Origin of the sequence: Paenibacillus sp. GYB004, from assembly GCF_036577605.1 — a bacterium.
Classification (GTDB): Bacteria; Bacillota; Bacilli; order Paenibacillales; family NBRC-103111; genus Paenibacillus_AB; species Paenibacillus_AB oceani.
Map to the genome: position 1 here is coordinate 14,822 of NZ_JARBDB010000028.1, position 19,415 is coordinate 34,236.

Annotated in this window: 21 protein-coding genes and 1 tRNA gene; 19 read left to right on the plus strand and 3 right to left on the minus strand. The window is 49.8% G+C overall.

The window, feature by feature from the left end:
- Positions 1 to 50: 50 nt before the first annotated feature.
- The 7 genes from mnmG (at position 51) to PV433_RS11710 (ending at position 8,556) form a co-directional block, all read left to right on the plus strand.
- Positions 51 to 1,940 carry a tRNA uridine-5-carboxymethylaminomethyl(34) synthesis enzyme MnmG gene (gene mnmG / locus PV433_RS11680; protein ID WP_332072319.1) on the plus strand — a complete coding sequence of 630 codons (1,890 nt, stop codon included), beginning with the start codon at positions 51 to 53 and terminating at the stop codon, positions 1,938 to 1,940.
- 8 nt (positions 1,941 to 1,948) lie between these two features.
- On the plus strand, positions 1,949 to 2,680 hold the full coding sequence (gene rsmG / locus PV433_RS11685; RefSeq protein ID WP_332072320.1) for a 16S rRNA (guanine(527)-N(7))-methyltransferase RsmG: 732 nt from the start codon (positions 1,949 to 1,951) through the stop codon (positions 2,678 to 2,680).
- A 520-nt stretch (positions 2,681 to 3,200) separates the two neighbouring features.
- On the plus strand, positions 3,201 to 4,019 hold the full coding sequence (gene noc, locus PV433_RS11690; protein WP_332072321.1) for a nucleoid occlusion protein: 819 nt from the start codon (positions 3,201 to 3,203) through the stop codon (positions 4,017 to 4,019).
- A 956-nt stretch (positions 4,020 to 4,975) separates the two neighbouring features.
- Positions 4,976 to 5,737, plus strand: coding sequence for a ParA family protein (locus PV433_RS11695; RefSeq protein ID WP_332072373.1), 762 nt, complete (start codon positions 4,976 to 4,978; stop codon positions 5,735 to 5,737).
- A complete protein-coding gene (locus tag PV433_RS11700) occupies positions 5,730 to 6,584 on the plus strand; it encodes a ParB/RepB/Spo0J family partition protein (protein ID WP_332072322.1) in 855 nt (284 codons plus the stop codon). The genes PV433_RS11695 and PV433_RS11700 overlap by 8 nt, the downstream gene beginning before the upstream one ends.
- A gap of 109 nt (positions 6,585 to 6,693) precedes the next feature.
- On the plus strand, positions 6,694 to 7,857 hold the full coding sequence (locus PV433_RS11705; RefSeq protein WP_332072323.1) for an aminotransferase class V-fold PLP-dependent enzyme: 1,164 nt from the start codon (positions 6,694 to 6,696) through the stop codon (positions 7,855 to 7,857).
- A gap of 198 nt (positions 7,858 to 8,055) precedes the next feature.
- Positions 8,056 to 8,556: a DUF4446 family protein gene (locus tag PV433_RS11710; RefSeq protein WP_332072324.1), complete on the plus strand. Its 501-nt coding sequence runs from the start codon at positions 8,056 to 8,058 to the stop codon at positions 8,554 to 8,556.
- Here the strand turns inward: PV433_RS11710 and yyaC are convergent.
- Positions 8,525 to 9,133 (minus strand): spore protease YyaC, encoded by a 609-nt coding sequence (gene yyaC / locus PV433_RS11715; protein ID WP_190924089.1) that lies wholly within the window; start codon positions 9,131 to 9,133, stop codon positions 8,525 to 8,527. The genes PV433_RS11710 and yyaC overlap by 32 nt on opposite strands.
- A gap of 261 nt (positions 9,134 to 9,394) precedes the next feature.
- Between yyaC and PV433_RS11720 the strand changes: the two genes are divergently transcribed.
- The 5 genes from PV433_RS11720 to PV433_RS11740 all read left to right on the plus strand — a co-directional run bounded on the left by PV433_RS11720 (position 9,395) and on the right by PV433_RS11740 (position 11,346).
- The gene (locus PV433_RS11720; protein ID WP_332072325.1) at positions 9,395 to 9,652 is read left to right on the plus strand and encodes a DUF3343 domain-containing protein; all 258 of its coding nucleotides are present in this window, start codon (positions 9,395 to 9,397) and stop codon (positions 9,650 to 9,652) included.
- A gap of 16 nt (positions 9,653 to 9,668) precedes the next feature.
- Positions 9,669 to 10,535: a mechanosensitive ion channel family protein gene (locus tag PV433_RS11725; protein ID WP_332072326.1), complete on the plus strand. Its 867-nt coding sequence runs from the start codon at positions 9,669 to 9,671 to the stop codon at positions 10,533 to 10,535.
- A gap of 23 nt (positions 10,536 to 10,558) precedes the next feature.
- On the plus strand, positions 10,559 to 10,786 hold the full coding sequence (locus tag PV433_RS11730) for a DUF951 domain-containing protein (RefSeq protein ID WP_332072327.1): 228 nt from the start codon (positions 10,559 to 10,561) through the stop codon (positions 10,784 to 10,786).
- A gap of 98 nt (positions 10,787 to 10,884) precedes the next feature.
- Positions 10,885 to 10,975: transfer RNA gene (locus PV433_RS11735), tRNA-Ser, on the plus strand.
- Between the two features lie 197 nt (positions 10,976 to 11,172).
- Positions 11,173 to 11,346 carry a hypothetical protein gene (locus PV433_RS11740; RefSeq protein ID WP_332072328.1) on the plus strand — a complete coding sequence of 58 codons (174 nt, stop codon included), beginning with the start codon at positions 11,173 to 11,175 and terminating at the stop codon, positions 11,344 to 11,346.
- Between the two features lie 516 nt (positions 11,347 to 11,862).
- Here PV433_RS11740 and PV433_RS11745 read toward each other — a convergent pair.
- Positions 11,863 to 12,048: a YjzC family protein gene (locus PV433_RS11745; protein WP_332072329.1), complete on the minus strand. Its 186-nt coding sequence runs from the start codon at positions 12,046 to 12,048 to the stop codon at positions 11,863 to 11,865.
- A 471-nt stretch (positions 12,049 to 12,519) separates the two neighbouring features.
- Here PV433_RS11745 and rpsF point away from each other — a divergent pair, with 471 nt between their 5' ends.
- The 4 genes from rpsF to PV433_RS11765 all read left to right on the plus strand — a co-directional run bounded on the left by rpsF (position 12,520) and on the right by PV433_RS11765 (position 14,329).
- Positions 12,520 to 12,804 carry a 30S ribosomal protein S6 gene (gene rpsF, locus PV433_RS11750; protein ID WP_332072330.1) on the plus strand — a complete coding sequence of 95 codons (285 nt, stop codon included), beginning with the start codon at positions 12,520 to 12,522 and terminating at the stop codon, positions 12,802 to 12,804.
- A gap of 43 nt (positions 12,805 to 12,847) precedes the next feature.
- Positions 12,848 to 13,348, plus strand: a complete 501-nt coding sequence (gene ssb, locus PV433_RS11755) for a single-stranded DNA-binding protein (protein ID WP_190924080.1) — start codon at positions 12,848 to 12,850, stop codon at positions 13,346 to 13,348.
- Between the two features lie 21 nt (positions 13,349 to 13,369).
- Positions 13,370 to 13,645: a 30S ribosomal protein S18 gene (rpsR, locus tag PV433_RS11760; RefSeq protein WP_190924078.1), complete on the plus strand. Its 276-nt coding sequence runs from the start codon at positions 13,370 to 13,372 to the stop codon at positions 13,643 to 13,645.
- Positions 13,646 to 13,831: 186 nt separating this feature from the next.
- On the plus strand, positions 13,832 to 14,329 hold the full coding sequence (locus PV433_RS11765) for an RNA polymerase sigma factor (RefSeq protein ID WP_190924076.1): 498 nt from the start codon (positions 13,832 to 13,834) through the stop codon (positions 14,327 to 14,329).
- A 153-nt stretch (positions 14,330 to 14,482) separates the two neighbouring features.
- Here PV433_RS11765 and PV433_RS11770 read toward each other — a convergent pair whose 3' ends face one another.
- Complete coding sequence (locus PV433_RS11770) at positions 14,483 to 15,715, minus strand: stalk domain-containing protein (RefSeq protein WP_332072331.1); 1,233 nt, start codon at positions 15,713 to 15,715, stop codon at positions 14,483 to 14,485.
- A gap of 227 nt (positions 15,716 to 15,942) precedes the next feature.
- On the opposite strand from PV433_RS11770, the gene PV433_RS11775 reads away from it, so the two are divergent.
- The 3 genes from PV433_RS11775 to rplI are packed head-to-tail and all read left to right on the plus strand — an operon-like array spanning position 15,943 to position 19,299.
- The gene (locus PV433_RS11775) at positions 15,943 to 16,875 is read left to right on the plus strand and encodes a DUF2232 domain-containing protein (RefSeq protein ID WP_332072332.1); all 933 of its coding nucleotides are present in this window, start codon (positions 15,943 to 15,945) and stop codon (positions 16,873 to 16,875) included.
- Positions 16,876 to 16,897: 22 nt separating this feature from the next.
- A complete protein-coding gene (locus PV433_RS11780; protein ID WP_190924070.1) occupies positions 16,898 to 18,859 on the plus strand; it encodes a DHH family phosphoesterase in 1,962 nt (653 codons plus the stop codon).
- Positions 18,856 to 19,299 carry a 50S ribosomal protein L9 gene (rplI, locus tag PV433_RS11785; RefSeq protein WP_332072333.1) on the plus strand — a complete coding sequence of 148 codons (444 nt, stop codon included), beginning with the start codon at positions 18,856 to 18,858 and terminating at the stop codon, positions 19,297 to 19,299. Before PV433_RS11780 ends, rplI begins: the two co-directional genes overlap by 4 nt.
- Positions 19,300 to 19,415: the final 116 nt, after the last annotated feature.

Consider the following 19,415-nt stretch of genomic DNA (forward strand, 5'->3'; position numbering starts at 1 on the left):
AGAAATAGTGGAAGTGAATATAATTTTCAAAGGTAAAGGAGGTTTTCCGTATGAGTTACGATGCAGGCCGATTCGAGGTGATCGTAATCGGCGCCGGCCATGCCGGATGTGAAGCGGCGCTTGCGGCCGCCCGAATGGGGTGTGAGACGCTGCTGCTGACGATTAATCTCGATATGGTGGCGTTTATGCCATGCAATCCTTCGATCGGAGGGCCGGCCAAAGGCCATGTAGTCCGGGAAATCGATGCGCTCGGCGGCGAGATGGCGCGTAATATCGATAAGACATTTATTCAGCTGCGGATGCTGAATACGGGGAAAGGACCGGCGGTTCACGCTTTGCGTGCACAGGCGGATAAATTTTTGTACCAGCATACGATGAAAGAAACGATCGAGCAGCAGGAGCGGCTTACATTGCGGCAAGGCATGGTGGAAGAGCTGATCCTGGAAGACGGCGTATGTGTGGGTGTCGTTACGAAGACGGGGGCGAAATATTTTGCCAAAACGGTTGTACTGACAACCGGCACCTATTTGCGCGGTAAAGTGATTATGGGCGATCTGATGTACGAAAGCGGCCCGAATAACCAGCAGCCGTCCTTGAAACTGTCCGAGAACTTAAAAGAAATCGGCCTGGAGCTCGTCCGATTCAAAACCGGAACGCCTCCTCGCGTGCAGAAGGAAACGATCAACTTCTCCAAAATGGAAATTCAGCCGGGCGATGAGCAGCCGAAATACTTTTCTTATGAAACGCAGCCGTTTGCCCGTGAGCAGCTCCCTTGCTGGCTGACGTATACGTCGGCGACTACCCACGAGATTATTAACAACAACCTGCATCGCGCGCCGATGTTCTCTGGGGCGATCGAGGGAACGGGGCCGCGGTATTGCCCTTCGATTGAAGACAAAATTGTCCGGTTCAGCGACAAGCCGAAGCACCAAATTTTCCTGGAACCGGAAGGGCGCCATACGTCGGAGTATTATGTGCAAGGTTTATCGACGAGTATGCCGGAAGACGTTCAGCTCAGCATTTTACGTTCGGTACCGGGACTTGAAAATGTAAAAATGATGCGTACCGGCTATGCGATCGAGTACGATGCCGTCGTGCCTACGCAGCTGTGGCCGTCGCTGGAAACGAAGCACGTACCGAGTCTGTTCACCGCAGGCCAGATCAACGGAACTTCCGGTTATGAAGAAGCGGCAGGGCAAGGGATTATGGCCGGAATTAATGCAGCGCGGAAAGTACAAGGGAAGGAACCGGTTATCCTGGAGCGTTCGCAAGGATATATCGGGGTCATGATCGACGACCTCGTCACGAAAGGGACGAGCGAGCCTTATCGTCTTCTCACTTCGCGTGCGGAGTACCGGTTGCTGCTTCGTCATGACAATGCGGATTTGCGCCTCACAACGCTCGGCTACGAGATCGGCTTGATCTCTGAAGAGAGATACAAGAAGTTTGAACATAAAAAATCAACCGTAGCTATGGAAATCGATCGTCTCAAGACGACGAAAATACGTCCGGAGCCGCATGTCCAGCAAATGCTGACGGATGCGGGAACGGTTCCGTTAAATAATGCGGTTGAATTAATTTCGCTCCTTCGTCGTCCGGAAATTTTGTACAGTCACATCGAAACGTTGTCTCCTTCACCGTTTGAATTAAATGAAGAGATGAAGGAGCAAGTCGAGATCCAAATTAAGTATGAAGGATATATCGAGAAGCAGCTGATCCATGTCGAACGGCTAAGCAAGATGGAGAAGAAGAAGCTTCCGGAGGACTTGCCGTATGCCGACATTCACGGTCTTGCAAACGAAGCGAAGCAAAGACTGTCGCAAATTCGCCCGATCTCGATCGGCCAAGCTTCGCGTATATCCGGCGTTACACCTGCCGACATCTCCATTCTGCTCGTTTACATGGAGAACTACAATAAAACTGCTGCAACACGAGGCTGAGGCTGCATATGGATCAAGTACAATCATTTTTTACAGAGCTGCTCGGGCAACGACAGTTGGTCTTAACGGATACGCAGTGGAATCAGTTCGAGATCTACTTTCGTGAGCTTGTCTCATGGAATGAGAAGATGAACCTGACAGGGATTACGGAGAGGGAGCAAGTGTATTTGAAACATTTTTACGATTCGCTCTCTCTCAGCTTTTATGTGCCGTTGACGGACGTCCGCACTTTGGCGGATATCGGTTCCGGCGCCGGCTTTCCGAGCATTCCATTGAAGATTATGTTCCCCCATCTTCAAGTAACCATAATCGATTCGTTGAACAAACGGATTCAATTTCTGAATCACTTGGTCGATTCGCTTGGTTTGGATCAAGTGCGTTGCGTACATGGCAGGGCAGAGGATGAAGCGCAAAAACCGGAGCTGCGGGAGCGCTTTGATCTAGTAACCGCCAGAGCGGTAGCGAGGATGAACGTTCTGAACGAATTTTGTCTACCTTTTGTCAAGCGAGGCGGAATGTTTGCTGCAATGAAAGGATCGGACCCCGGAGACGAATTGCTGGAAGCGAAGTATAGTCTCAAAGAGCTTCGCGGAGAGGTGGAGGCGAATTATCGTTTCGAGCTTCCTGTCGAGCAGTCGCTCAGACATATCATTGTCATTCGCAAGCTGGCGGCGACTCCGAGGAAATATCCTCGCAAAGCGGGCACACCTTTAAAGCAACCTTTGGTTGGGAAAGTTTAGACTCATTCGGCACGCTGCAGGGTACATTGTTCCACGTGAAACATTTGCAAATGTTTCCGATTTGGAGGCAGGAATATGGCTGCATCTGGAGAATTATTATAGTAGATGTAAAATTGAAACAGGGTAGTGAAGCCTCAATCCGTCCAAGCTATCGATCCTCATTTGTTAGAGTAGGCTGTAAAGGAATCGACAGGAAAGAGGCTTCCTAAAGTGATGGGTAAACCAGGGTGGTCTTATTGAATTGTCGTCTTGTGCGAATCAAAAGCTCAGAGGAGTATCTTCGTGTTACGTACGGCTAGTATGTAAAGTGAACGGTTGGATTTTGGGATATGAATGAAGTGTCGTTAGTTATCCGTCAGCTTTGCGTCATTTCTTAGTTTCATGGAACGTTCAATAGTTCTGCTTCTATACATAAAGGGTCGAATCATAGAACGACATCGCGGCAGCCGCTCGATCTGGACGGTGTACCCTCGGTCTATGCGTTCATTGCATGGAAAGGAATAGGGTGATTGGTTTCCATATGAAAGAACAATTTTCCAAACTATTCGGATTCTCGGATCGTACGAACCAGGAGGAAGTCAAAAACATCTCGGTTCATGAAATTGTGCCGAGTCCTTATCAGCCGAGAACCATTTTTGATGACGAACGCATCGATGAGTTGTGCCAAACGATTAAAACTCACGGCGTTATTCAGCCTATCGTCGTACGAGTCCGGAACCAAAAGTTTGAAATCATAGCGGGTGAACGCAGGTGGCGTGCGGTCCGCAAGCTTGGCATGGACACAGTTCCTGCTATCGTACGAGAATTTAACGACGCTCAAGCGGCTTCAATCGCACTCATAGAAAATTTGCAGCGGGAAGGCCTTACCTCGATTGAAGAGGCTGTGGCCTACCAGCAATTAATGGAGATTCACGGCTTGACGCAGGAAAGCTTAGCTCAGCGATTAGGGAAGAGTCAGTCTACCATTGCGAATAAAATTCGGCTGCTCAACTTAAGCGAACCGGTCAAGCAGGCGCTTTTGGAACGGAAAATTACCGAGAGACATGCCCGGGCTTTGCTTGCTCTAGATACAGAAGAGTTGCAAATGAAAGTTCTGGATGACATCATTACGAAAGAATTAAACGTGAAACAGACAGAGGCGCGGGTTAATTTCTACAAAGAAGCCGCGGCTATAAAGAAAAGCAAGCGTGTATCGTACTCCAAAGATATTCGGCTAGCCTTAAATACGATTCGGCAATCGGTAGAGATGGTGGCTGGTTCCGGCCTGCATATTAAAACCGATGAGAAGGATCATGACGATCATTACGAATTCATTATCCGCATCCCCAAAAAACATTAGCTATGGCTAAAGAATAACATAGATGAAACACTTCGGCTCGAGGCTCCATATGTTGGGGCTTTTCTTTTTCGCTTTTATTGGTTCCGGCACATGAGCGGGGCTGAGGCAAGAGACCAAAGGGGCGGAAGAGGATCGCTATTTTACGCTAAGCTATTCATCGAAAGTAAGTGATATTTGGATTTTATCGTGGACTTTATGTGCACAAACCGACATTTTTCTGCGAATTCTATGAGAAGAAGCTTTCGCCTACTGGGCCAACGTGGTATGATAAAAGATAGGCTTGCTTTGTAATTATCGTTTTTTTGTAAACGATGTTTGGTTGTTGATAAGGGATTTGTTGGGTTTTGAGTTATTATATTGATCGGATGACGTTGCAATCAATGACGATGACTCTATGTGGTATGGATAACTTTAGTGCTAACTAAACTTGTATCGTTTCATTCGTTTGATTGGAGTAGGCGCTGTAAGTAAATTCGAGTAAGGATATCTGGTTTAACCGGAGAACGAAGAGGAGATCTTTTTACTTGGGAACCGAGTGTCCTTCGTTGAAGAACTGCGCTTTTGAAACATAGGAAAGTATAGTTTCCTGTGCAGTTGAACACGTTTTTCCCGCATGCAAAAGTTAAGTTTGCTAGAGTCCCTAGAGTGAAATGGTTCACGAAAAAACTTGCTAAACCGCGGTCGCTCCTCATGGAATACGGGGAGAGGCGATTCATTACTTGTTATATGACCTGAAGCTTCCATCGCGTGAATCGGTGCGTTCTGTAGAATCTTATGTAGGGTAGATGGCTTGAATCGTTGGATAAAAGTCTGCACTTTGAAGTATTGTCGGGTTAATACATTCAGTTCGATTCTGCTTTCATAAGAAACTATACATAACGGTTTTCGGAGCGTTGTGTTCATGGAACGGAATTCACGGCATTGCTGTGGATGGATTATTGATTGAGGTGAACATGTTGGCTAAAATAATAGCTGTTACAAATCAGAAGGGCGGAGTCGGGAAGACGACGACTTCCGTCAATCTGGGTGCCTGCTTGGCCACGCTGGGCAAACGAGTATTACTTGTAGATATCGATCCGCAGGGCAATACGACTAGCGGGATTGGAATCAATAAAGCGGATGTCGTGCACTGCATTTACGATGTAATCATTAATGATGTTCATCCGAAGGACGCAATCGCAGATACGGCTATACCGAATCTGAAAATTATCCCGGCAACGATTCAGCTCGCAGGTGCGGAGATCGAGCTTGTCCCGACGATTTCCAGAGAAGTGCGGTTGAAGAAATCGCTTCATCTGGTCAATCATATGTTTGATTACATCTTGATCGACTGTCCGCCATCGTTGGGTATTTTAACAATTAACTCTTTGACCGCGGCTGACTCGGTGATCATTCCGATCCAATGCGAGTATTATGCGCTCGAAGGACTTAGCCAACTGTTGAATACCGTTCGCTTGGTGCAAAAACATCTCAATACGACGCTGCAGATTGAGGGCGTTCTGCTGACGATGTTTGATGCCAGAACGAATCTGGGAATTCAAGTTATCGAAGAAGTGAAGAAGTATTTTCAGCAAAAAGTGTATCAAACGATTATCCCTCGTAACGTGAGGTTGAGTGAAGCGCCCAGTCATGGGGAATCCATCATAACGTACGACCCGCGCTCCAAAGGCGCGGAAGTTTATATGGAATTGGCGAAGGAAGTGATCTCCTATGAGTAAACGACTCGGTAAAGGATTAGATGCTCTTATCCCGTCACTTCATGTAAATGAAGATGATAAAGTGATCGAAATTCCTTTGAAAGAGCTTCGTCCGAACCCTTACCAACCACGTAAAAATTTTAATGAAGATTCAATTAATGAATTGGCTCAATCGATTAAGGAACATGGCGTTATTCAACCGATTATCGTTCGAATCGTCTTAAGAGGATTCGAGATCATAGCAGGGGAGAGAAGATTCCGCGCTTCCCAGCAATGCGGTCTGGAGAAAATTCCTGCAGTTGTACGCAAGTTTACCGATCAGCAAGTTATGGAAATTGCACTTATTGAAAATGTGCAGCGTGAGGATTTGAATGCGATCGAGATAGCGAATGCGTATCAAGCGCTAGTCGACCAATTCCAGTACACTCAAGAAGAGTTGTCGGTGAAAGTCGGCAAGAGCCGCTCTCATATTGCTAACTTTTTGCGGCTACTTCAGTTGTCCGAAGAAGTTAAACAACATGTTTCACGTGGAACATTATCGATGGGTCACGCCAGAGCAATCGTGGGAGTTAAGGACGATAAGCTGAAAAAAGAGCTTGCAAACTTGACGATTAAGAACGAATGGAGCGTTCGCTTCCTTGAGGATTACATCAAGCAGATGGAAGACGAGAAGCAGCCTCAAAAAGCAAAGACCAAAGAAAAGAGGAAAGACCCGTACATCAATCAGGTAGAGGAAACGCTGCGGGACCGTTACCGGACTACTGTTAAAATTAAGCATCAAAACGATAAAGGAAAAATTGAACTGCTTTATTATTCGAAGGATGATTTGGAACGGTTGCTGGAGCTGCTTCAGGGGAAAATAAGCTAAAGATAGTAAGGGCCAGAGCATACCAAAGATGTATCCCACCCTGGGGTCATGATGAGGTATGCTTTTTGGACTGTAAAACGGAATTTCAGTGCAAAAGGAGGAAGTAGCGATGGATGTTAAATATTTCGATCATGCTGCATCGTCTTGGCCGAAGCCGCCTGCCGTATGGGAAGCGATGAACCGATGCTTACTGGAAGCCTCGGCCAATCCAGGGCGTGGAAGCCATCAGATGGCTGTCAAAGCCAGTCGTGTGTTGTTCGAAACGAGAAGTGCTTTGGCCAAACTGTTTCAGATCAAAAATCCGAACGATATCAGCTATGCTTTAAATACGACGATGGCACTCAATCAGGCGATCAAAGGATTTGTCAAAGAAGGAGATCATGTTATTTGCACCAATGTGGAACACAACTCGGTTAGAAGACCTCTGGAATATTTGAAGCAGCGCTACCGGGTACAAGTAACTTATGTTGAAGCGGATGTAACCGGGCAGATTGATGTTCAAAATGTGATTCAGGCCATTCAATCCAATACGACGCTGGTCGTATGTAACCATAGCTCCAATCTGCTAGGGACGATTTTGCCGGTTGAGCAAATCGCAGAAGCGATCAAGGGGAGAGGAATTAAGCTGCTCGTTGACGCCGCCCAGACGGCCGGGATTATTCCTTTAGACGTACAGCGGATGGGAATCGATATGTTAGCCTTTCCAGGCCATAAAGGGCTGCTAGGCCCTCAGGGGACGGGGGGGCTCTATCTCCATCCGGAGCTTGAATTGGAACCGCTGCTTCACGGAGGTACGGGCAGCCAATCGGAGGAAATCAATCAGCCAAGCGTGCGTCCCGACCGATACGAAGCAGGAACGCCCAATACGGTAGGAATCGCCGGTCTGAAGGAAGGAGTCAAATTATTACTGAATGAGGGAGTCGAGGCGATCCATACTAAAGAATGGCGGCAAATTCAAACACTGATGGAAGGGCTGCAATCGATCGATGGGCTCAAGCTGCTTGGTCCGGCTCTCGGCGAACCCAAAACTGGAATAGCCGCATTCGTGCTCGATAAGGCCGATTGCTCGGAAGTCGCGTTTATCCTGGATCAAAGTTTCGGCATTGCCGTACGTTCGGGTTATCATTGTACACCATTGGCGCATGAGGCGGCAGGTTCCAAAGGGACAGGAGCGGTAAGAGCAAGCATCGGCTATTATACGACAGATGGCGAAATCAACGATTTTGTTGCGGCTATGCGCGAGATCGCGAAGCATTACAAGCAGATGCGATAAACCAAACAACAGATTTGGGTTCCTTAAGGGAAATCATAAATGTTGCTTAAAATGGGGGATAGGCTTGCAGGTGCTAATTGAGGGGAAGAGACTAGATAAAGAACATTTCCCGAATTGCGTATATTCGCAGCGGATAATCACTTAAGAGCAGTAAAAGGGGAGCTAACGCACCAATAAAGTTCAGAAAGGAACAAAAGCATGAACGAATGGCTGAATTCGCTGCAACCGTCCGTATTACTCGCACTAATGCTCTTGATCACGATTTTGTTCTTCCTATTCGTCATCGTGCTTTCAGCAAAGTTAAAGAAGCTCAGAAAAACATACACGAAAATGATGAGTGGACTTCAAGTAACGAATGTGGAAGAAGCGCTGTTGCAAGTGCAAGAGAGAATCGACAAGTTAACCGAAATAAGCGGCAGCAATCAAAATCGGCTCCAATCGATCGAGGAAGCATTGAAGTCGATGAAAGCGCACGTGGGCGTTTACCGGTACAATGCATTCGGCGATCTGGGAGCCGAAATGAGTTTTTCTGTAGCCATCCTAAGCGAGCGTCAGGACGGGGTGGTGCTGACCGGCATACATAACCGGGACGACACATTTATGTACGCAAAACCGATTACGGCAGGGCAATCTCAATATAGACTCACTCCTGAAGAGGAAGAAGCGATTAGTCGATGTTCGGCACTTGAGCGGAAGTAATCCGTCTCGCAATGAGAAGTGAACGGAAGATGGAGCGTGAAATGATCTCGGACATGTTCATGACTACGCTGAGACGAGTATTTTGGAGAACGAAATATTCCATAAAGCCGCCGACGTTAACAATGCCCGTAATGTGCATATCCCCAACCGGGGGAAGCTCTTTCTGAACTCCGGCACCAGGCTTCACCGGACCGTCCGCCACCGTAATACAGCCGACGCTGGACACCTGACCGAGGCATGCATCCAGAGCAACGACGAACGGAGAGTCGTACAGACGATCGATCTCTGCAATCGTATCGGCTAAATTCATCGCATGTACCGGTTCGTCGAGAGTACCGAATAGGTGTAAACCGCTATAATGATATTTGCGAAGCTGAGTGCCGATTAGAGGCCCGAGAGAATCGCCGGTTGAGCGGTCAGTGCCGATACAGACGAAAACAATTTGCCGACGGGAAGGGACTTGGGTAAAATACTGGTATAGCCGCTGTGTCAGTGCCTCGACCACGTTTGCATCGCTGTAATTAAAACGGGTTGAGGCCGTATCGGTTTTGTTTAGAAAGCCGAGTGGAAATTTCATGAGTGCTCCTCCTGACAAGCGTAATAGTTGAGGATAATGACAAGCTTAATCAGAGCAGTCTGCGGCACAATATGCGAAAGAAAGGTTTCATGATGTTGATGGAGCCAGCGTTCCACATGTTAAAGACATATGGCTGCCAAATCTCTTGTAAACGGTAAGTTCTGGTTTTCTTCCTAGTATACGAATATGAGAGCTTGTTTATACGTTGGAATCGAGAGAATCGGACAAACATTTTCGGGTTATCCGGCCGGAGGTATACATATGGAAACGATGCTGATCGCATTCGACTCGACCCAGCAGGCACTCCGGACGGAGATGCTGCTGGAGTATGCGGATGTAGAGATTGACATAAGGCCGACCCCCAAACAAATTACGGCGGGCTGCGCGTTATCGATCGAATTTCCGGGTGAGCACTATGAGCAAGTAAAGTCGATCATCCGGAGCGAAAAGGTGGAAATTCGCGGAATTTTCAGACAAATAAATGAAATGTATGAATTGATGGACGGAGCGAATCCGTAAAAGGGAGAGAGTGCGGATGCAAGGCGAACCTATCATGGCGCTTCTGTTGAAGATCGGCGGCTGGGAACAAATTAAGCGGGAGACGTGGGATTATATCGTTAGCCCCGCTAACTGGACCGTTTGGCTGACGGTAGCGATAAAAGTATTGGTGATTTACGCAGCTGGCCGGGCGGTGACGGCCATTACAAGACGGGCTGTCGCTCATATGGTAAGGGAAAGAGAAAAAAGTCCGCTTAAGTTCGATCCGAGAAGGACGAATACGATCGGCAGACTCATCGGAAATGTAATCACCTATACGGTAAATTTCTTTGTTATCATCCTTATCTTATCCCAATTCGGGTTCAATCTTGCTCCGATCCTGGCCGGCGCCGGAGTTCTCGGCCTTGCTATCGGGTTCGGCGCGCAAAGTTTGGTCAAAGACGTGATTACCGGCTTTTTCATTATTTTCGAGGATCAGTTCGCAGTAGGAGACGTGATTCAGACCGGGGCCAATAAAGGAACAGTCGAAGAAATTGGCATTCGCGTAACCCGGCTGCGCAGCGCCAGCGGAGAAATTCATATTATTCCGAACGGTCTAATTACCCAAGTGACGAACTTCTCTACGCATAATTCCTTAGCGATTCTCGATGTAACCGTTGCCTACGATACGGACTTGGAGAAAGCGATGGAGATTACGAAGGATACGGCCAAAGAGGTGTATCATCATAGCGACCTGATTGTGAAGGAACCGGTGATTCTCGGCGTTCAAGCGGTAACGAATACGGACGTAACGATGCGTATAACGGCGGAGTGCCGCCCTAACGCCCAGCCGGAGGTTATACGGTTGCTTAATATGGAGCTGATGCGTTCGCTGGAGCAGCACGGTCTGAAGAAGATCGGATAAAGCGCAGGAGGGGAAGGGAAGACGTGGAAAGAAAACAGTTTGATCTGGGCGATGTCGTACAAATGAAAAAACCGCATCCATGCGGAACGAATGAATGGGAGATCATAAGGATGGGGATGGATATCCGGATCAAGTGCGTCCATTGCAAGCACAGCGTTCTGATACCGCGCGCCGAATTCGAGAAAAAGATGAAAAAGGTGCTGCGTCAGGCTGCGTCCGATCCGGCGCAATCCGGTCCGGAAGAGCACTAAAAAATCTTTTATTAATATCGATTGGACTACTTGCGAAAGGTGAAATGAGTGTGCTATAATTGCTCTTGTCCTCATTTTTGAGTGACATAGGCCGATGCGGAAAGGTACCCAAGAGGCCCAAGGGGGCTGACTCGAAATCAGCTAGGCGTCGCAAGGCGTGCGTGGGTTCGAATCCCACCCTTTCCGCCATACATACACCAATCAAGCGATTCCCCCGGGAATCGCTTTTTTAGTTTTTTGGCGCATATAAAAGTGCGAATAACACGGAATTAGCTTATTTCACAAGGATTCCTGGGAACTAAGACCAATAAGGCGTACAAGGCCTCTGGGAAGCGCCTCAATGCATGGAGAGGGCTGAGAGGTCCCTGGGACTGGGATGTATATGCATGACGCTGAGAAGGCCGGCAAACGCGCTAAGGCGGCTTCAGTCTGAAGCAGAGGATAATGGAATGATGGACCTGCCGAGGGAGCGATCTGCGGAAGCGATCTATAGAGTAGAGGAAGAGGGAGGGGATGCAGAAGAAAAGCAGGAGAAGGCAAAAGAAGGTGGAAGAAGGTAGCAGAAAGCACAGAAAGCACAGAAAGCAAGTAGCAGCAAAATTAATGGGGAAAAAGTTGATTAAGCAGTAACTGAAGATCATAAGAAAAATAACGAGCAAGCGGTATAGGCGGCCGTAAAAAGGGGAGACAGAAAAGCAGCAAATAGTTAATGAGCAAACGAACGTGTCAGAAGAGGATGCGCGAAGAGTAGGGGAAGTAAGGGAAGTATTATCCACAGCTCTTAAACTGTGGACAAGGAAAAATAGCAGCATTTTTTTGTTTTTCTGCGGTTATCCACATGTGAATAACTTTCCGAAGAGAAGGAACAGATTTTCTGCGCGGCTTATCAACGAGCGGAGGTAGAGAAGGTACCCATTGCCTCCACGCACAAACGTAAAGGCGTAAACGAAGAAGACCGGCCGGACGCCTTTACCGAACGACGATATCACTTAACGAGCAGAAACACTCAGCTCCGCTGAAAACTTGTAACTTCTGGATCAAAAAAGACGCCTTGAGCCGGCGCCTCTTACATAGAATTATTCATTCCCTTTTCGGGTCCATTTCCGGTCCTTGTTGGTGGTCTCCGGAAATTTGTCGCCTTCCTTCATTTGAATCTGCTTCGGGTTCGTGATGCCCATATGAAAATCATTTTCGCCGATCTCGATATAGGTTCCGTTATTCGGAGCTCTCATCCCCGGCTTAAACTCGGTTTGCTCTCCCACTGGTTTCACCTCCGGTTACTTGGACAGAATGGATACAGATCGAAGCCGGCCACCAAGGTTCAGACTAAGGATTCGGTTGAGGTAAACGCGCTTCGTTATGAGATTAGGTTGCGAAAGTGCGGCCGAAATCATTCGAAGCGGAGCGACCATTTTTTTCATGGGTTTTAACTTCGCGAATTAACGCGTTAAAGTAATAGTTCACTTGTGACGAGTGTGCATGTATTTTACTCTTCCTTATAAGACGTGCTTCAGAGTACTTCTCTTTATAAAAGGGCGTTGTGATTGCCGATCGTTTCTTGAAGAAGTTGTTGGGTGTTCTGCCAATGAGTTGAGAAGGGACAACCATTCATTTCGACTTGTATTGAAGAGAAGGTTTTGATATAGTTATATGGTGCGAGTTTTGACAGCAAAGCCCGCTCCTTGCTTCCGAACCATTCGGAAGCCGCTAAGTCCAAAAGGAGGTGAATATTCATGCGCAAATATGAAGTGATGTACATCATTCGTTCGGACATCGAGCAAGATGCTGTTCAAGCGACGATCGAGAAATTCCAAGGCATCATCAACAACGGTGGCGAAGTTACAAAGCACGACGTAATGGGCAAGCGCCGTCTAGCGTATGAGATCAACAAGTTCCGTGACGGGATTTACGTGTTGGTGCATTTCAACGCGACTAATGACGTTATCGTTGAACTTGATCGTGTAATGAAGATTTCCGATGAAATCGTTCGTTACCTGATCGTCAGAGACGTAGCTTAATCGTTCGTAAGTGATGTAGTCGATCGTTAGGGAGGGGTTTCGATTGTTGAACCGTGTTATTCTGATCGGCAGGCTTACACGTGATCCGGAGCTGCGATATACGCCAGCAGGCGTAGCTGTTACGCAGTTTACGATTGCGGTAGACCGACCGTTCTCGAACCAGCAAAACCAGCGTGAAGCCGACTTCATACCGGTAGTCACTTGGCGGCAATTGGCGGAAACGTGCGCGAACTACTTGCGCAAAGGCCGGTTGACGGCAGTCGAAGGCCGGATTCAAGTCCGCAACTACGACAACAACGAAGGCAAACGGGTATACGTGACTGAAGTTATCGCTGATAACGTACGTTTTCTGGAATCGGCGAACAGCGGCGGCGCGAACCGGGATGAATTCGGAGGCGGCGGAAATAGCGGCGGAGGCGGTAACAGCGGAGGTAGCGGTGGGGGTAACAGCGGCGGCCGATATGGCGGTACGCGGGACAATCAGGATCCATTCTCGGACGACGGAAAACCCATCGATATATCCGATGATGATTTGCCATTCTAGGCAGAAAGGAATGAATCTCGCATGAACAACAGACGTGATGGCGGAGAAGAGCGCAGCGAACGTAAGTTCTCGAAAAAAGGCGGACGCAACAAGCGCCGCAAAGTGTGCTACTTCACTGTAAATAAAATTACTCACATTGACTATAAAGACATCGAAACGCTGAAGAAATTCATCAGCGAGCGCGGCAAAATTTTGCCACGCCGTGTCACGGGTACGTCCGCGAAATATCAGCGCATGCTGACAGTCGCGATCAAGCGTTCTCGTCAAATCGCTTTGCTGCCTTATACGACGGAGTAGTCTGTACAAGGTACGGAGCAGCAGAAAGACGGAGCTTACGGGCTCTGTCTTTTTTGTTTTTAAACCGAACATACATATTTTTCGACATTTTAAGAGAAAGTTAAGAATTCCGGTCATTTCTCCTTAAGGTTTGCCAGTTACAATGAAACTCGTAAGCGAATAGGAGAAGAAAGAGGCTGGCCGGATATGAATCGGTGTGGAGAACAAACGTTCCAAAACATATATAATTTATACCAGGTACCGTTGCACCGCTATTTGGCTAGAAGAACGGGCAACGAGAGCGATGCGGCCGATTTGGCCCAGGAGACGTTCGTCCGGATGTACGAGAAGCAGGTGCAGCCGGATACGGCCAAAGCGTGGCTGTTTAAGACGGGGTACCACCTGTTCGTAGACCAGTGGCGTAAAAAGCGGAGAGCCGTCCATGTTCCGCTGGACTCGGTTCCGGAAATGCCCGTGCTCGACATGTCGCCGGAAGGCGCTGCAATGGGGGCGGAGCTGCGGATGGAGATCGGCCGCGCTCTGAACGAGCTGAAGCCGAGAGACCGTACCGTGCTGCTTATGCTCGCCCAGCGGGGACTGTCGTACAAAGAGATTGCCGAGCATATCGGCGTATCGGAGAATGCGGTCAAGACGCTGGTGCACCGGGCCAGGAAACGGATGCGGGAGCTGCTGGAAGCCCGCTGACCGGTCTGGTATCAATCCATAGGACATTGACCCGATTATCTCGAGAAAAAGGACCTCAGCCTCCACTTTACAGGGAGATGTGAGGTCCTTTCGTGTGTAAATTCGGACATTCTCGTATCATGCGGACACTTTCGGAGCAGCCCCTTTGACTGTTCAGGGATTAATATAAGCGGTCCGGCTCTGCGGGACGTATTGGACATCGAAGCCGAGTCCTTCCGCCATGAGCCGGAGCGGAACGTACGTTTTCGTCTCCCCGGCGCTCTCATACGAATATGGGGCAGCGGTGGTAATCGTTTGCGGTACGCCGTTAACGGAGATCGACGTTGAACCGATGTCGAGGGCAACCGCGTTGCCTTTGTAACGGACGGTAGTCGTCCTTGTCGTGTCGTCCCAGCTGACGACAGCCCCGAGCGCCTCCGAATATTCGCGGAGCGGAACGAATGTGCTGTCTTGCAATAACGCCGGCAGGTGAGGCGTATTTACGGTATGGCCTCCGACAACGACGGTGATCGGCTCGGTCGGCTTCATATCTTTACGGTATTCGCCCCAGATCGCTTTGGCGAATTGTTCGGCGATAACTTGATAACCGTCCTGGTTCGGGTGAATGTCCTTCTGCGAGATATGGGTATACGTCCCTTCGCTGCCGACGAAGGAATCGGCTACCGATACGGCGGTTGCTTGGAATCCGTCCTTTTGGAACTTCTGAGTGATTTGCCCCAAAGTGGCGGAGAACAAATCTTTTAACTTTTGCAGCTTGTCGTAATTTTTGTACAGCCGGGGAGCGGGCGAATATTGATCCGCTACGTACACCCGGACATTTTTGTTGATGGCGAATATATTTTGAAGGGTAGCGGTCAAATTCTCCGTGTAGGTTTTCATCCAATTATCCGTAAAAGCAGCCAGCTGTTCGTCGCTCATCGTATCGACCTCGGTTATAATCTCCTTGCCGAAATCATTGCCGCCGATCGTAATGGTAATAAGCGTTGCGGCCGCAATGTCGGCCTTGATCTGCTTCGTATTGCTGACGACCTGGTCGGCTCTCGGATCTGCGAATGAAGGCTGCAAATCGGCTGCCCTGACGGTCTTCTCGTCAGCGACGGCCTGGATGAACTTATTCAGTCCGGTACTGGTCATGCCGCCGATGCCGTAGTTGGTCAATTGGACCCGGCCGCGCATCAGCGCCTGCTCGTATAGGCGGTCCACAAAACCGTAAGGGACGGACTCAAGCGTCATGCCGGGTTCGAAGCCGATCGTCAGCGAATCGCCGAAGGAGACGTAGGTCTCGGGCGCCGAAGATTTGGCTTCCGCTCCGAGGGCGGCCGGGACCCATACGGTAAGCAGCAGGACGAGGGCCAGTAGGGAAGATAAGGGGCGTTTTACTTTCATTTACGTTCCTCCGATACATGGTGGATCTAGATGACATACTAAATTCGACTCCCGGTACGCGTTCCCCTGCCGGACCGTTGCAATAACGGCCGTTTTTTTCGGCTGGGAGCGACGACAGGACAGTGCCAACGGTTTATGCTATAATTTGTTTCATAACCGAATGGGGCCGGTCGTGCAAGGCGCGAAGGACGGAACAACCTGATTCGTTCGTTAAGAGGTGACGTTTGTTGAACAGGCAAGCCTTGTTGTGGAGCCTCATCCTGGTGGTGCTGCTCTTGCTGCTGTCTACCCCGCTGGTCATGGTCGCGATGAGTTTGGCTATGATCCCGGTGGTCTATTTGTTCGTCCGGCTGGATACGAAGAAGTTCGTCGTTTATTATGTATTGTCGCTGCTTGCCCTTTATGCCGTCACCTCCATGTTCGGAAGCGGAACGTTAGGAACGGTAGCTGTCGTCTTTTCGCTCGGGCTGCTGATCCCCGCTATTGTGATGGGTGTGCTGTATAAGAAGAAATCGTCCGCCAGATCGGTCATTACGGGCGGTACGGTAGCGTTTCTCGCGCAGCTGCTTGTTTTTCTGCTTCTGCTGACGCTGTTCGGGGTTCAGGTTACCGATGAGATCCGGCAGTTTATGAGAAGCAGCCTGGAGACTGTGCCTGCCGAGCTTAGAGAGCTGATTCCGGCTACGATGATCGATCAGATTATCGATGTGATGGTACAGATGCTTCCGCTGTATCTGATCGGAATATCGGTGTACTACAGCGTCATCACCCACTGGCTCGCCCGCAAAGTGCTGAACCGCAGCGGCGAGTCGATTCCCGGACTGCGTCCTGCGAAGGAATGGATGCTTCCCAAATCGTTCGTCTGGTATTACTTGATTGCGCTTGTGTTGAACTTGATCTTCCTGGAGCCCGACGGCTCTATGATCGTCATGATGCTGCTTAACGTGATGCCGATCCTCATGGCGGCTTTTACGGTTCAAGCTTTTGCGTTTTTCTTTTTCCTGGCCGATGTGAAAGGGTGGTCGAAGGCCGTTCCGGTCATACTGGTGATCGTGTCGGCGTTCCTGCTATTGCTGCTGCCGGGAATTATTCAGCTGTTCACCTTGCTTGGGTTGTTCGACGTCGCTTTTCCGATCCGCAGCAGAATGAAGAAATCATAGACATGTAGGAGCGAGAAGACGTATGCCGAAGTACTTGTTGAATCGTTGGCACGGCCTTCATATTTATTGGTTGCAGGTCGTCATCCTCCTGTTGTCGGTTGCCCTCTTTTTCTTCGACTGGATGCTGGGAGCGGCCGGGCTTGTTACGGGCGGGGTACTCGCGTATTACACGCTGGCGGCGGAACGGACGTTTCGCAAAGGACTGAACGAATATGTCGCAACGCTGTCCCATCGGATCAAAAAAGCAGGAAATGAAGTATTTAATGAAATGCCGATCGGCATCGTGCTGTATGACGAAGAGAAAACGATCGAATGGCATAACGGATTTGTAGCCGAGATGCTGGACCGCGAATCGGTGATCGGCGAGCACCTTCACCAGGTGCTGCCCGGACTTAAGGGCAAGGACGAGAAGGAAAGCAAGCTGGAGCTGGCCGTAGGCAAAAAGATTTTCCAGGTGCAGGTGAAGGCCGAGCACCGCCTGCTTTATTTCCAGGACGTAACCGCTTTTTCGGCGTTGTCCAAAAAGCATGAAGAGGAACGAATCTCGACCGGCATCGTGATGCTCGACAATCTGGACGAGGCAACCCAGGGGATGGACGATCAGAGCCGCAGCGTTATGCTGGCCAAGGTGACGAGCGAGCTGACCGGATGGGCCCAGAAAAACGGCGTATATATTCGTCGTACCGCATCCGACCGGTTCCTCATCTTCATGACGAACAAATCGCTCCGGCAGCTCGAGCAGTCGAGGTTCGAGATTCTGGACGACGTCCGCGACCTGACGATCGAGCACAAGCTGCCGCTGACGCTCAGCATCGGGATCGGCGCGGGCGTCGACAGCCTGATCGAGCTCGGCCAGCTGGCGCAGACGAGCCTGGATATGGCGCTCGGCCGCGGCGGCGACCAGGCGGCGGTGAAGGTCGGACAGCGGCTCTCCTTCTACGGAGGCCGGTCCAATGCCGTGGAGAAGCGCACGCGGGTAAGAGCTCGCGTCATCTCCCACGCTCTGCGCGACTTGATCCGGGACAGCGATAAGGTCATCATCATGGGCCACCGTATCCCGGACATGGATTCGATCGGAGCGGCCATCGGGGTGCTGAAGGCGGTGCAGGTCAGCCAGAAGGAAGGCTACATCGTACTCGAGGGCATCAATCCTTCGATCCAGAAGCTGATGGAAGCGATCAAGGAGGACGAGAAGCTGTACCGGTGGTTCATTACCCCGGAGCAGGCGATGCAGATCACGACGCCCCGCAGTCTCGCCGTAGTCGTCGATACGCATAAAGCCTCGATGGTAGCCGAACCGAAGCTGCTGCAGCTGACGCACCGGATTATGGTCATCGACCATCACCGGAGGAGCGAAGAGTTTCTCAGCGAGGCGATCCTCGTCTACATGGAGCCGTATGCCTCGTCTACGTGCGAGCTGGTGACCGAGCTGCTGCAATATTTCCACGAACGTCTGTCGATGGACGTGCTGGAAGCTACGGCGCTGCTCGCCGGCATCGTCGTCGATACGAAAAGTTTTGCGCTCCGTACGGGTGCGCGCACGTTCGAGGCAGCTTCTTTCCTGAGAAGAAGCGGAGCGGATTCCGCGCTTATCCAGCGAATGCTCAAGGAAGATCTGGAGCAGTACATCCGCAAGGCGGAGATCATCAAGCATGCGGAGATGCTGTACGGTCATATTGCGGTAGCGACCACGACGCCGGGGCGCAAATATTCCCAATTGCTCATTGCGCAAGTTGCGGATACGCTTATTAATATGACGGATATTATGGCATCCTTCGTCATCAGCGAACGAACTGACGGGCTGATCGGCATAAGCGCCAGATCGCTCGGACAGATCAACGTCCAGGTTATCATGGAACGGCTGGGCGGAGGAGGCCATCTGACGAACGCGGCCACACAGCTGGAAGGCACGGTGGAGCAGGCGCTCGCCAAGCTGAAACGAGTACTGAAGGAAATGGATGAAGAGGAGGGGTTGTTCGAATGAAAGTGATCTTTCTGAAGGACGTTAAAGGACAAGGCAAAAAAGGTGAAATCAAAGATTTGTCGGAAGGATATATCCGCAATTTCCTGCTGCCCAAAGGGCTTGCCGCGATCGCATCAGAAGGCAACGTCAAACAGCTGGAGCATCAAAAGCAGTCGGAAAACAAGCGCAAGGAGAAGGAAAAGGCCGATGCGCAGGAGCTTGCCGCCAAGCTGAACGAGATGACCGTCGTCATCAAGTCGAAGGCGGGCGAAGGAGGCCGGCTGTTCGGTTCGATCACGAGCAAGCAGATCGCCGAAGAACTGGAGAAGAAAGGCATCCACCTCGATAAGCGGAAGATCGAGATGGCCGATGCGATCCGTTCGCTCGGAACGATGACGGTGAAGGTGAAGCTGTACCCGGACGTTGCGGCGCAGCTGCGCGTGCAGGTTACGGAGGAGTAAGGAAGGTATATAAGTTGAACTATTACACTTCTGTGATTAGCTAAATGCAATGGAGAAAAGAAATTAGCTTGAAAGCGAGTTTTGGCTTTGAGTGTCAACAGTCCGAAGGCCAATCT

Bases quoted from the DNA above. Each gene is read 5' to 3' on its own strand.
- mnmG (WP_332072319.1), top strand. From the start codon at position 51: ATGAGTTACGATGCAGGCCGATTCGAGGTGATCGTAATCGGCGCCGGC.
- rsmG (WP_332072320.1), top strand. From the start codon at position 1,949: ATGGATCAAGTACAATCATTTTTTACAGAGCTGCTCGGGCAACGACAG.
- noc (WP_332072321.1), top strand. From the start codon at position 3,201: ATGAAAGAACAATTTTCCAAACTATTCGGATTCTCGGATCGTACGAAC.
- PV433_RS11700 (WP_332072322.1), top strand. From the start codon at position 5,730: ATGAGTAAACGACTCGGTAAAGGATTAGATGCTCTTATCCCGTCACTT.
- PV433_RS11705 (WP_332072323.1), top strand. From the start codon at position 6,694: ATGGATGTTAAATATTTCGATCATGCTGCATCGTCTTGGCCGAAGCCG.
- PV433_RS11710 (WP_332072324.1), top strand. From the start codon at position 8,056: ATGAACGAATGGCTGAATTCGCTGCAACCGTCCGTATTACTCGCACTA.
- yyaC (WP_190924089.1), bottom strand. From the start codon at position 9,133: ATGAAATTTCCACTCGGCTTTCTAAACAAAACCGATACGGCCTCAACC.
- PV433_RS11720 (WP_332072325.1), top strand. From the start codon at position 9,395: ATGGAAACGATGCTGATCGCATTCGACTCGACCCAGCAGGCACTCCGG.
- PV433_RS11725 (WP_332072326.1), top strand. From the start codon at position 9,669: ATGCAAGGCGAACCTATCATGGCGCTTCTGTTGAAGATCGGCGGCTGG.
- PV433_RS11740 (WP_332072328.1), top strand. From the start codon at position 11,173: ATGACGCTGAGAAGGCCGGCAAACGCGCTAAGGCGGCTTCAGTCTGAA.
- rpsF (WP_332072330.1), top strand. From the start codon at position 12,520: ATGCGCAAATATGAAGTGATGTACATCATTCGTTCGGACATCGAGCAA.
- rpsR (WP_190924078.1), top strand. From the start codon at position 13,370: ATGAACAACAGACGTGATGGCGGAGAAGAGCGCAGCGAACGTAAGTTC.
- PV433_RS11765 (WP_190924076.1), top strand. From the start codon at position 13,832: ATGAATCGGTGTGGAGAACAAACGTTCCAAAACATATATAATTTATAC.
- PV433_RS11770 (WP_332072331.1), bottom strand. From the start codon at position 15,715: ATGAAAGTAAAACGCCCCTTATCTTCCCTACTGGCCCTCGTCCTGCTG.
- PV433_RS11780 (WP_190924070.1), top strand. From the start codon at position 16,898: ATGCCGAAGTACTTGTTGAATCGTTGGCACGGCCTTCATATTTATTGG.
- rplI (WP_332072333.1), top strand. From the start codon at position 18,856: ATGAAAGTGATCTTTCTGAAGGACGTTAAAGGACAAGGCAAAAAAGGT.